A 12,490-nucleotide genomic window follows, 5' to 3' on the forward strand; every position below is an offset into this window, starting at 1 on the left:
TGTCAGCCGTGGCGGTCATGGTCTCTCCGTTCGTGTTGTGGGACATCAGTTGTCGCTGTCGGAGTGTTCGGGGGCGCTCTGCGCGGCCGCTCCGGCTTTGTTCATCGCGGCCCCGGCCGACGCGAGCGCGATCGGAGCGACGACAGTCGCGGCGCCCGCCGCCATTCCTGCTGTCTTTCCGGCGGCGGCGAGCAGCCTCGATTCCGAGCCACCTGCTTTCGCGCCGCCGTGGCCACCGTTCTTGCCCGGTAGACCGCCGGACCTCGATGCGGTCTGGCCGCTCTGCTGACCGGCATGGGTGCTCGATGCCGACGAGCCGCCACCCGGCCGGGAACCGCCGCCACCGCCACCGCCGCCACTGACGCGACCGGGTGCATCGGCGACACCGGCATTGCGCGAGGCCGCACTCCCGCCGCCCCCGGTCCCGCCGCCGCCGCCACCGGCGCGCATCTGATACATCCCAGCGCTCGATCCGATCATCTGACCCGTCGCCGACCCGCTACTGCCGAAGTCGGCGGAATCGGAGGCGCTCGGCAGGATCGGAGACCACTTGAGCAGCGCGAACGGGGCCAGTCCGACCATCACCAGGCACACAGCGATCGAGCCGAGGTCTCCGAGGGATTCGAGTTCGCCGTCGTCCGCGACCGCGCCGGCCGCGGAAATGTTGATGGCCGCGAAGATCGCAGCGAGGATGACGAACAGCAGTGGCTTGGACAACACGATGCCCTTGGACAACACGATGCCCAGGAACACCATCACCGGTCGCAGGGCCTTCTTGCGCCAGGTCGGATGCACCCACATGCCGAAGGCGATCGCCGACACCACGCCCAGGATCGGCAGGGCGTTCGCGTGCATCAAGAACCCGAAGAACAGCGACAACGCGCCGAGGAACATCAACCCGAACCCGACGATGGCACCGACGGCACCGCCGATCAGGGTGGTATCTGTCAACGGGCCCAGGACCGAGGAGATGTTGTCGACCACCTCGTCGGTGGAGCTACCGAGCAGTGAGACCAGACTGACCGAGAGCTCGTGCGCGAGCGTGATCAACAGCTGCGCGAACGAGGGCGCGAACAGCATCATCATCACCCCGGCCGGGGCGTAGGCGAACAGGTCCTTGGCCAGCTCCATAGCGGGTCTGCTGCCGTCGGAGGATTTGTAGATCGCCAGCAGCACCATCAGCGCCATGACGAAGATGCCCAGACCAGTCGACATCGCGTAGACCTTGAGAAATTCGGGGTCGGTGGGGTTGAACTCACCGACCCCGGCGAGCCCGTGCAGGACCGATGTGGTGGTGCCGACGGCAGCGCTCTTGAGCTTGTTCGCCCAGGAGTCGATGACGTCGGAGGGGTCTTTGACGAAGGCGACGATGTCGCCGACCGCGCCGACGGTGTTGTCCCATACCCAGGAGAACCCGTCGACGTACATCTTGCCGACCTTGTACTGCGGGGTCGCCTTGAACGCCGACTCGAGGGTCTCGCTCAGGCGGTCACTGAAGCTGGTGTTCTGATCGATCCAGTTCATGGTCCCGCCGAACAGCTTTCCGACCCTGGTGTTCCATTCTCGGCAGGTCACCTCATCGTCGCGGTCGGTTGCTTTGCTGCAGTTGACGTACATCGCGTGCATGCACAGCGAGCCGGGCACTCCCTCGGCGCACGCGTCGGTCCAGGCCTGCTCGGGAACCTGGTCAGCATTGGGCTGCGCCTTCATCTCGGCGAGCGAGGCCGCATCGGGAGTCGAAGCCCACTCGAAGCCCCAGGTGCTCGAAGTCTTGGTCGTCCACCTCGCGAGATCCTGTGCGCAGGTCGGGGCGGGAGGCTGCATCGTGGCATCGCCGGCGGGATAGACCGGCGGATAGAACGATTCGAGCACCGCATCGTCGGTGATGGACAGCGCGGCCTTGCGGTTCTGCTCGACCCCGAGATCGACACCGGTGGTCTGCGAGCCGACCGCGCCGGCATCGATGAGAACCCCGATCAGGACCGGGTCCTTGCGCACGGACACCGCGGCGGTCCACCGCGCGATGCGGTCGTTCTCGGTGGCTGTCCAATACAGCAGGCGGCCTTCGTTGCTCATCACCGATCCGACGTACTGGCCCATATCGCCGCCCTTGTCCTTGCAAGGCCCGGTGAACCACGGTGCTGCTTTGAACTCGTCGGTACCTGCGATGTATTTGCGGAGATCCGCAGGAAAGGTCTCGGGCAGCTTCTTCGCCGTCGTGGTCGCGGCCGACCCGCCACCGGGAACCGGTGCCGGAACAGCCGAGGGCTGCGCGGCCGCGGGCCACGCGAACCCGACGGCCGCGATGACCGCCACCGCGATCGTCAACAGAATCCTTCGCCACATCGCAGGCCGACCCTTCATCAGTTGACGTAGAAGGCGTAGAAGCCGTCCGCGGCCTGCTTGGCGAGGGAGGACTCATCGGCGGGGAACTGTGCTTCCTCAAGGGTGGGGCCGGACTTGTAGCTCCAGTCCTTGGCCTTCCAGTCGTCGTTCTCCCACACCATCGTCACGGTGGTAGTGGAGTAGATGGCCAAGATGCCGACCTTGTCGCTGTCCTGGCTGACCCGGCTCTGGCTCACTCCCATGCCCCAGACCGACACCGTCGCCGAATCCTGCGAGAAGTTCTCCACTGTGACGATCATCGGAACGCCGTTGACCGTGCCGCGCCCGGTCTCCTGGCGCTCGGACGAGACGTCGAGGACCTCTGTCAACGCCGGTGTCGGTTCTGCCGCTACGGCAACGTCTTTGAGGCGCTGAGCATCGATGCGACCTGCATAGGCTTGGCCGTTGGCTTGGGTGAAGTTCACCGCGGCGGTCTGGGCGCCCGCTTGGTCGCGGGTGTAGCCGGCGGGGACGCCGTCGATGGTGGTGGTCGGGCCGTGCGCGGCGCGGATCGCATCGGCACCGTCATCGGTGGAGCTCTCGCTCCGCCCGGATGTCAACACGACCACGGCAATCACGACGACGAACGCCACGGCGGCGGCGATCATCGCCAGCACCCACTTGGGCAGCCCGAACAGGCCCGATCCTGGCGAGCCGGACGCCGATCCCGTCGCGCTGGTGGTCGAGCCGGAGCTGCCGACTGCGGAGAAATCTCGTGCCATGTCAGTTCTTCTTTCTCATCGAATGGGGTTGAATCGGAACGTTGTTGGTGATAGGTCAGCCGGGATTGGCGACGAACATGATTGCGCCGACGATGACGCCGCCGATGGCCAGAGCGCCGACCGCGACCCCGGCGACTTTCGCCTCGCTCATCGAGTCGCTCATCTCCGCGCCGTATCCGCCGGCTTTCGCAGCGCGCATCTTGTACAGCGCGACAAGCAGTTTCACCGATGCCCCGGCGAGCAGGACACCCCAGATCGAGGCGGCGACCCGAGCCCACACGTTCTGGAAGGCCGGGCCGAGGAACTCGAACGACGGTTTGACACCGCTGATCGGGTTGAAGTCCTGGGCGGAGGCGGGGCCGGCGAAGACGACCGCGAGGGTGAGCGCGGCGGCGGTCATCGCTGCGGCCTTCCCTGCGCGACGAGCGAGGGTGCGGCCCCTGTTCGGTGTGGGAGTCGGTGTGATCATCGGTGGTGTCCTTTCACTGGAAACAGTCAGTGGGGCAACGGAGTCGGGTGGGACAAGGGGTTCGGTGGTCATCGGAACGGGTCCTCTCGGGGTGGTTGGTCTCGGGGTGGGACGGCTCGCGGCCGCCACTGCTCGCGGGGCGGGTGCGGGTCGTAGTCCTCGCCGTTGTCGTAGCTTTGCGGAGCGGGCTGCGGGATCGAGTACGGGCGGCGTGCCGGGCGGCGTTCGGCCTGCGAGGGTCGCGTGAACTCCTGCGGGGCATACACATCGGCGTATTCGGCCGCACGCTCGTACGCGCGATCGGCAAGCCTGTCGGCGATCTCCGCGGCCACGTTCGTGTACGCCTCGACGGTCGCCTGTCCCAGTTCGTGATAGCGGATCCGCTCACCGCTCGCGAACTTCGGCTCGTAGGGCACCCGCATGATGCGGCCGACCCCGCCGAGCGCGGCGAACTCCTGCTCGAGCTTGCCTTCGAGCCGCAATGCTGCGTCGACGGAGTCCTTGTCGCCGGGCAGAACGACGGTCAGGATCAGCGCCGAACGCACCAGATGCTCGTAGCCGCGGGCGATGATGCCGTCGAGCATGTTCATCGTCAGGATCGCCATGTCCCGGCGCAGCGGAAGCGGAATGACCAGCATGTCGGAATGCTGCACGGCCCACTGCCAGTTGCTGGCGGTGGCGTTGTTGCCGGTGTCGACGATGATCAGATCACGGTGACGGCGCAGCACAGCCATCAACGCTGCGCATTCGTCCCACCCGATGCCGCTCTGGCGGCTCGTCGAGCTGTCGGAGGCCAGGACTTCGTCGTGGGTGGGCTGCAGGCGCAGGTAGTGCCCCAGGGTGCCCGAGACCGCGTCGGCGGAGGCCAGCGCGCGGGCGTTCTCGAGTATGTCCCACGGTCCGAGTTCGGGGTCGGTGGTGCGGTCGGCGCGATGTCCGAGAGTTCCGGAGTTCTCGCACGCATCCCAGGCGACGACTCCGCGGCCGCGGTGAGTGCCGAAGGTGTTCGCCAGCGCGGTGGTGGTGGAGGTCTTGCCGGCGTCACCTTTGAGGCCGATGACCGAGACGACCATGCATCCCGGGAGCGGCTGCTGGACCCGTCGCACCGACTGCCGGAACCGGGCTTCGGCGGACTCGGGCAGAGGTGGGCGGGTCAGTCCCAGCGCGGCGTTGACCCGGCCGCGTAGTCCCCAGAGTGCGGGGCGGTTGTCGAGCTCGGCGGTCTCGGAGTCGAAGTCGCGGCCGCCGTATTCGGCAGGAATGTCGATGGCAGGTTCTTCGTTGGCGGCCAACGCATCCTGACCCACTTGGTAGGGGTCGGAGAACACCTCGCTGTCGTCGCTGTCGTCGAATGCGTCGGCGTCGTGTTCGTCGCCGGTGTCCTCGTCGACGGCAGGTTCGGGTTCTGGGTCGCTCTGGCGGCGCAGGCGTTGCTTGCGGAGGTCGACGGCGGTTTCGGCTTCGTAGTTCTTGCGATGCTCGCTGTACGGGTCAGGAATGCTCATCGGAGTTCCTTTCGGGGAGGGGGCGGATCCGGGGTGTGCTGCGCGGTCATCGGTCACAGTTGTTGCACCGCATCGACTTTCCAGCGGCCGTCGTCGTCGACGACGAGGACGGCGACCTGGACGGTGTCGACGCCGGCGACCGAGCCGTCGGCGGCGATGGCGGTCTGTTCGACCTGGTACATCCGGTGCACAGCGCTCGCGGTGTCGATCGCGCCCTGGTTGGGCACGTTGGACACCGTCGGCCAGACCTGGGCGTCGACCGCGGCCCATTCGAGCCACTGACCGCCCGGGCTCCCGGTGGGGGTGGTGGCGAGGAGCTGTTCACGGAAGCGGTCGGTCAGAGCGGACCCGGCGCGGGCGGCGGCGTCGTTCGGCCCGGCGTCGACGGCGGTGTTCCAGGTGAACCACGTGGTGACCACTGCATCGGCGACCGCGACAGGATCGCTGTCGTCGACCCCGGCCAGGGTGTCCGGTACCTGAGCGGGGGTGGTGGCCGGCGGCCGTGTCGCGGTGGCGCTGGGGGCCGCGCCGGGGGTCCACTGCTGCGCCGGTGCACCTGCGGTGGTGGTGGTCGGCGACGGGGTGGCGGTGTCGGTGGAGGAGCAACCTGCGGCGAGGCCGACGGCGACCAGGAGGGCGGCGGCGATGGCGGCGTTCCGTGCGGCGGTCACGACGGGTCCTCGTCGACGAACAGGTCCGAGAGCCGGATCGCTTGCCAGGCCTGGAAGCCGGTTTCCTCGCACCAGTCGACGGCGCGGTTGTCGTCGGTGATGTCGAGTTCGAGGGCGACTCCGTGGCTGGCTGCCACTCCCGCCAGTGCCGTTCCGTCGACGTGGGGGTTGCTGATGTGGAGCAGCAGGCGCACTGCCTCGACGCCGGCGTCTTCGCGGGCTTTGCCGGCGAGGAAGATCGCCTTGCCGGCGGCGGAGTCGTCGGCGGAGGTCTGGTTGCCTTTGCGGAACACCGTGTCGTTGCGGTGGAAGGTGCCGTACCAGGCGGCGTCGTCGACCGGTCCGAGAATGGCGAAGCTGCCGCGGTCGTCGCCGGCGGCGAACAGCTCGATCAGAGGTGCATTCTCTGCAGCGGCAGCAATCTCGTTTTTGCGGGTGATTGCTTCACGCTCGCGGAGCTCGTCGTAGTCGATGTCGAGCTGTTTGACGAGTTCGCGTTTGATCTTCGGCCACATCGAGCGTGCGAACAGGTTGTTCTCCTTCGCCCACGCCCGCAGGTCCGAGCTGGTGTATTCGCGGAGGGTGTCGGCGGCCGAGTGCACTGCTGCCGCTGCTTGTTCCCATTCGGTTGCTGCCGAAACGGTCATCGTGGGGTTCTGCCTTTCATCGGTGGACGGGTAGGGCGGGCATGGAAGCGTGTTGTCAGACAAAGCGTTTGGCTTTCAGTCCGGACGCGGGCGGGGTCCAGGGTGAGATCTTCACGACGTCGCCGGACTGGGGAGCTTCGACGACGGTGTTCGCGCCCATCCAGATGAAGATGTGTCCGGAGTGGGGTTGGATGATGTCGCCCGGTCGCAGGTCGGCGGGGTTGGCGATGGTGGTTCCGCGGGAGTCGGTGATCTGGGCGGAATCGAGGTGCGGGAGCACGATGCGGCCCGCGGTGGCCTGGGCGACGGCGTATTTGACCAGACCTGAGCAGTCGAACCCGACTTTGGCGAAGTCTCCGTACATATCGGCGACCCCGCCGTCTCGGGTGCCGACGGTCGGCCCGTTCTCGTCGCCTCCGCCCCAGGCGTAGGGGGTGCCGAGCCACCGGGTGGCGGCGTCGACGACGGCCGATCCGGACGACGGGCCGCCGGGAACGATCGCCGCGACCGGTGCGGTGAACTCCTCGATCGCGAATTTGCGGATGTTGGTGATGTAGCCCTGGGTTTCGCTGTTGGTGCAGGTGTGGCCCTGGGAGAGAGTGGCACCGGGGCCGCAGTTGTACATCGACAGCGCCAGATCGACGACGTCGCCGGTCAGTTGACCGTCGGCGAGGCCCTTCTTCGACAGCTCGACCATCTTGCAGTCGTAGGAGGCCATCGACATCACCGCGTCCGCGACCGAGTTCATCTCCCGCTTGCCGTCGCCGTCTCCGTCGACGCCTTCCTGCTCCCAGGTGGAGGGGAGGAACTGTCCGGGCCCGGTGGCACCGGATCGGACGTTGTAGGCGTTGACGTCGAACTTGCTCTCCTGCTCGAGCTGCCCGGCAATGAGTGGTGCGGTGATCTCCGGGCAGGTGGCCGCTGCTCGGTTGATCCAGGGCTCGAATTCCGGTGGGACACTGCCCGGTTTGAGGTCGGATCCACCGACCGCCGGGCGGGCGCATCCGGCACCGCCGATAGGACGGACCGAGGCGGCATTGACGATCGCCGGGGAGGTAGCCGCGTCCGGAGTCGTGGGGGCGGCTGGTGTGGGTTCGGCGGCACCGGCGAGCCAGGGTTGCGGGTCGGTCGGTGTTCCCGCGCCGTCGGGCAGTCGCCCGCCCTGCCAGACCTCGAAATGCAGGTGTGGTCCGGTCGATCCGCCTTCGTTGCCGATGCCGGCGATGTGTTGGCCGGCGGTGACCTGATCGCCCTTTTTCACCGTGATCGTGTCGGCGCTCATGTGGCCGTAGACGGTGGACAGGCGCTGGCCGTCGATGGTGGTGTCGATGATGACCCAGTTGCCGAACCCCGCGGCCGGACCGGCGTCGGCGACAGTTCCCGACGTCGCCGCGTAGATCGGGGTTCCCAACGGCCCTGCGAAGTCGACGCCGCGGTGCATCGTGCCCCACCGAGGCCCGAAACCCGAGGTGATCTCGTAGGTTCCGGCCAATACGGGTTGGGTCTTGTTTCCCGGCCCCGGGGCCACCTGCCCGGCCACCGGGGCGGTGGGCAGGCAGTCGTCGACCTTCTTCGGGTTGTCGCTACCCAGCACCAAGCCACCGACCAGCACCACCGCGGCCGCGATGACCGCGGCCCCGGCTTTGATGCCGTTCGAGGTGGTGCTGGACTTGCCCATATGCCTTCGACGTCCTTTCATCTGATCGGTGACGCGAGGTCACATGCGCTGCGGGTGGACAGGTGCGGTGGGCCGGATAGGTGTTCGGGGGCAACGGGTTCGGTGTCCGGCGCGGTCAGCCTCCGATTGCTTCGGTGTAGATCTCGACCATTTCCTGCAGGGCGGTGCGTTTGCCGTCGACGAGCCACTGTCCGTAGGACTCGTGCACCCGTGAACCCAGGAAGCTCGCTGCGGTGACGCCGGCGTCGACGACCTGCCCGAGAGCGGCGGCGTCCGGTGAGGTGACCGTCGCCAAGGCCGAATTCCCCAGTCCGACAAGGTCGCTGCTCTGGGCTTGGCTGCTCATCAGCGCGGTCATCGCATCGGTGGGTGCGTGCAGTTGGTCGGCGGACATCTTCTGGCTCGGTATCAGGACGCCGAGTGCGACGTTGGCGAGATCGGTTCCGATGGGCAGCAATTGTCCGAGTGCGAGGAGGTTTCCGGTCTCGACGACCTGCCATGCGACCTCTTGGAGCTGGCCGACGTCGCGGGCGAGGCGGATGACGTCGACGTTCGCGAGCAGACCGGCCACCATCGACGTCGCGGCCGCGGTGCCGGACGGGTCCGGAATCAGGCTGATCAAGCGCGCGATCGAGGACAGATCGACCCCGGCAGCCATCTTCACCAGCGGAGAGAGCTGATTGTTCAGCTCACCCGAAACACGGTGCGCTTCTTTGATGTTGCCCGAGAGCAGGAATCCTGGGAGGGCTTGCAGGTTGGCCGCGACGCCGTTGTAGTCGACCGACGTCACCCCGGTCACCACGCCCAGGACCTGGTTGATGATGGTGACCGGCCTGATGGCCGACAGAACCGATGTCGCGGTCGCGAGCTGATCTGCCGGGGTGCTGGCCAGCGGAGACACTCCCGTGCTCAGGGTCTGTGCGGGTCCGGACAAGGCCGCAAACGTGCTCGCAGCATCGGTGGGAGCCGCGCCGGCTGCGGACGGGACCGACCCGCTCAGAGCCGATGCGCCCGACAGGACGCTGCTCGCCAAGCTCACGACCTGGTCGGCGGCACCGACGATCTTGGGGATGTCGATCTGATCGAGCGCGTCGACGACTCCGCTGGTCGCTGCTTCCGGTGACCCTTCGGCTGCGGTGCGCAGGCCCTCGCGTGCGGCGGGGTTCGCCGCCATCCAGGACTGTGTCTGGGCGACGGGGGCGAACGTGCCGGACAGGAGCTTGGCCTGCTGGCCGATCTCGGCGATGTCGAGAGCTGAGGAGGTCGAGGTCGGAGCTCCGGCGTTCTGCAGCTTGTCCACCGACGCTGCCAGCGAGGATGCAGCACCGGGTGCGGCGGAGAGGTCGGCGAATCCGTAGTCGGAAGTGACAGCGTCCAGGAACGACGACGCACCCGAGCCCGCGTCGGTCCCGGTGGTCGTCCCGGTCCCGGTGGTCGAGGACGTCGACGGAACGGGGGTGCTTTCGGTCGAGCTCGAGGTGGGCAGCGTCGATGTTGCGGTGGATTGGCCGGTCGTGGTGGCCACGGTCGCGCTGGTGCCGGGTGTGACGGTGGCTCCGGCTGCTGTTTCGACGGTGCCGGGCGGGTTGGCGAGGATTCTGCCGAGCGAGGCCAGGAAGGAGTTCGAGGACGTTTCGGTGTTGCAGTACTTGTCGTCGGGGTGGCAGATGTCGAAGACCTTCCCCGACAGGGCACCGAAGCCGCGGGCGTCGGGTCCACCGATTCCCTGACCGTCGAGAGCAGGACCGACGACCTTCGCACCTGTGGTGCCGCGCTTGGGGTTGGCCAGCAATGCGACCGCGAGTACCGAGCTCGGCGGAGTGGGCCCGGACCCGGTCCCGATATCGACCGCTACGTCGTTGGCGATCTGAGCGCCCTGCGAGTAGCCGCCGATGACGAATTTCGAGCCGGGGCAGCGAGTGAGGGCATCGACCGTGGCCCGATCCCCTTCGGTCTTGGAGGTCGCGTACGTCATGCCGGACTGGAGGAACGCCTGTGCGGGGTAGGAGGGGTAGACGACCTGGATCTGAGATCCGTAGCGGTGCTGCAACTCCTGTCCGACTTGACCGAGCATTCCGGCCGGTTTGGTGGGGTCGGCATCGGCGCGGGTCTCGGTGGTTCCCGGTGCCAGGACCGCCACGTATCGCGCGCACGGCGACCCGGCTGCGGGTGCGGCCGAGGCGACCGGGGCCACGAGGACGAGTCCGGTGGCCACGGCGGCGGTCAGGGCGGCGAGTCGGACGGAGACGGCACTGCGCATGGTCTATTCCCCTACTTCGGTGATCGATTCGATGAGATGACGCCCGTCGACCACGGAGGTGGTGACGCGCTGGGTTCGGTACTTCGGGCCGGGTGTCCCGTCGGGTTGGACGAGACTGACGGTGAGGGTGAACAGCCCGGGCAGGACCGGATCGAGGTCGAGGCAGTACGTCGAGCCGACCGGGGTCGCGGCGATACCCGCGTCGAGGTTCGCCACGCTGGTGAACGGCGGGGCGGCCGGGGAGAGGAGCTCGAACGCGGCGGCACCGGACCGTTCGACGTACAGGCGGTGCTCGAATGCCCTGATGGCGTTCTCGCCGCTGTCCTGCCCGCCCGCGGGCATCGAGCAATCACCCTGCGCGGACTCGGCAGGAGTAGACGTCGGTGAGCTCTCGCTGGGAGGTGAGGTGTCGGTGGACGGCGGCGGTGCGGAGGTGACCAATGCATCGGCCGGTAGCGGGTTCTGGGCGGGTGTCGAGTCGTCACCGGTGGCCACGATGACGCCGGTGAGGATCGCGGCGGCCGTGGCGGCAGCGCCGCCGAACAGCAGGGCTGCTCGGCGACGACTGCGGCCACGGGATCCGGTCGCGGCGCGCGCTGGCTGTGGACGTCTCGGTGACCGGCTCGGGCCGGTGGCGCTGACGATCGACGAACCGTGGTGCTCACGCGCCATGAGGGTGAATCCTTTCGGGGACAGATGAATCCGGGGAGTGGGCGATCATGCAGGGGCGAAGGCGGCGTTCAATCCTGCGAGGGCGGCGTTGGCCTGATCGACGATCGGGGCTGCGGCAGTGCTGACCGCGGCGACGGCGTCGGCCACGGCAGGCTGTTCGAGGGCCTTCGAGGTGAACCCCTGTGCTGCTTCGACGGCCGGTGCGGTCCAGATCGACGCGTCGCTGACGGCCTTGTCGACGATCGGTGCCGCGTTGTGGACTGCGGTGTCGGCGGCCGCGAGAACCTGGCGGCCGTTCGGGTCAGCGGCGAGGGTGTCGCGCACCTGTCCGGGCAGGTCGATCGTGGCGGCCGGCGGGATCGTGGGGACGCTGTCGGCGGCGGGGGGAACCACTGCCGGGGCGGGGGCCGGTTCTTCGATGATCTGCTGTTCGCCGCCGGCGACGGTGGCACCGAGGATGCCGCCGATGACGGCTCCTGCGCCGGTCAGTCCCAGCACGATCGGTGCTGATAACGCAGCGCCCACGCCGGCTCCTGCGAGTGCGGCGGCTCCGGGGATGAAGACCCAGCCCACCGGTCCACCCCAGATGACCGCACCGGTGCCGGTAGTGGCGGCAACGCCGAGTCCTCCACCGATGGCGGCGGCCGTTCCGGTGATCACTGCGGCCGGGACCACCGATGCAGCCAGGCCGACCGCGCCACCGGTGATGACACCGGTGGCGGTACCGGCTGCGATGCGGTCGGCGCGTGGGGCGTCGGCGAATCCGTTGTCCACGAGCCAGTTACCGCCGTCGGCTTGGATTGCCTGGGTGGTGTTGTTGAACTGCTCGACGAAATTGCGGTCCACGATGTTCGGGTCGTACGGCACGAGTTCACCGCCGACGAGGAAATAACCGTCAGGTGCGTCGATCGGTGCGATGACCTTGCGCTGCACCGTCGGGACCGGCGGCGGTGGCGGTGGAGTCGCCTGCAATGCCGGGGGCGCTTCGCTCGGGGCGGGCTGCGGGGTAGGGGCTTCGTAGTAGGTGTTCTGGTAGTACGAGGACTGCTGGTTACCGGCCAGGTAGTCGTCGTAGCTACGTGACGGGGTTTGCTGGATCTGTGGTGAGGGCTGGTAGCCGGGTAAGTACTGACGTTCTTCCGGTGCGGCCGGCGGCGGAGTGGCCGGAGCCGTTTGCGGTGTGCCGGTGACGCCTGGCTGCGATTCCTGTGGGGCGATGACGCCCGGCTGCGAGGGTGCGGCCTGAGCTGGAGCGGCCTGCATGGTCAGGCCTGCGATCGTCACCGCGGCCATGGCGGGCAGCGATTTGATCACCCGCCCTCGCGTGTTGGATGAGCGGTGGTGTCCGGTGCCCGGTGTTGCTGGCATTGTGTGTCGATCCCTTCCTGGTGCGACCCGGTATTGGGTCGTTCTGGTGAATGCGGTTGTGGAGCAACCGTTCTGACGACAATTGGTTCTAGATCAAGAGCGAGGAGAAGGTG

The 12,490-nt window shown here is 67.7% G+C and carries 10 protein-coding genes; all 10 read right to left on the bottom strand.

Going from position 1 to position 12,490, the window contains the following annotated elements; genetic code table 11:
* Positions 1-45: 45 nt before the first annotated feature.
* The 10 genes from ACQR3T_RS25860 to ACQR3T_RS25905 all read right to left on the bottom strand — a co-directional run bounded on the left by ACQR3T_RS25860 (position 46) and on the right by ACQR3T_RS25905 (position 12,377).
* Positions 46-2,328 (bottom strand): hypothetical protein, encoded by a 2,283-nt coding sequence (locus ACQR3T_RS25860; protein WP_428695418.1) that lies wholly within the window; start codon positions 2,326-2,328, stop codon positions 46-48.
* A gap of 35 nt (positions 2,329-2,363) precedes the next feature.
* Positions 2,364-3,107: a hypothetical protein gene (locus tag ACQR3T_RS25865; RefSeq protein WP_428695419.1), complete on the bottom strand. Its 744-nt coding sequence runs from the start codon at positions 3,105-3,107 to the stop codon at positions 2,364-2,366.
* A 55-nt stretch (positions 3,108-3,162) separates the two neighbouring features.
* Positions 3,163-3,576: a hypothetical protein gene (locus ACQR3T_RS25870; RefSeq protein ID WP_428695420.1), complete on the bottom strand. Its 414-nt coding sequence runs from the start codon at positions 3,574-3,576 to the stop codon at positions 3,163-3,165.
* Positions 3,577-3,644: 68 nt separating this feature from the next.
* Entirely contained in the window at positions 3,645-5,081 is a 1,437-nt protein-coding gene (locus tag ACQR3T_RS25875; RefSeq protein ID WP_428695421.1) for a MinD/ParA family ATP-binding protein, read from the bottom strand.
* Positions 5,082-5,134: 53 nt separating this feature from the next.
* Complete coding sequence (locus tag ACQR3T_RS25880; protein WP_428695422.1) at positions 5,135-5,752, bottom strand: hypothetical protein; 618 nt, start codon at positions 5,750-5,752, stop codon at positions 5,135-5,137.
* Positions 5,749-6,399: a hypothetical protein gene (locus tag ACQR3T_RS25885; protein WP_428695423.1), complete on the bottom strand. Its 651-nt coding sequence runs from the start codon at positions 6,397-6,399 to the stop codon at positions 5,749-5,751. Before ACQR3T_RS25885 ends, ACQR3T_RS25880 begins: the two co-directional genes overlap by 4 nt.
* 55 nt (positions 6,400-6,454) lie before the next feature.
* Positions 6,455-8,077 (bottom strand): peptidoglycan DD-metalloendopeptidase family protein, encoded by a 1,623-nt coding sequence (locus ACQR3T_RS25890; protein ID WP_428695424.1) that lies wholly within the window; start codon positions 8,075-8,077, stop codon positions 6,455-6,457.
* 115 nt (positions 8,078-8,192) lie between these two features.
* Positions 8,193-10,337, bottom strand: a complete 2,145-nt coding sequence (locus ACQR3T_RS25895; RefSeq protein ID WP_428695425.1) for a cutinase family protein — start codon at positions 10,335-10,337, stop codon at positions 8,193-8,195.
* Between the two features lie 3 nt (positions 10,338-10,340).
* Entirely contained in the window at positions 10,341-11,009 is a 669-nt protein-coding gene (locus tag ACQR3T_RS25900) for a hypothetical protein (protein WP_428695426.1), read from the bottom strand.
* A 45-nt stretch (positions 11,010-11,054) separates the two neighbouring features.
* A complete protein-coding gene (locus ACQR3T_RS25905; RefSeq protein WP_428695427.1) occupies positions 11,055-12,377 on the bottom strand; it encodes a hypothetical protein in 1,323 nt (440 codons plus the stop codon).
* Between the last annotated feature and the right edge of the window lie 113 nt (positions 12,378-12,490).

The sequence above is a fragment of the Rhodococcus sp. IEGM1428 genome, assembly GCF_050321865.1.
In the GTDB taxonomy this organism is placed as follows: domain Bacteria; phylum Actinomycetota; class Actinomycetes; order Mycobacteriales; family Mycobacteriaceae; genus Rhodococcoides.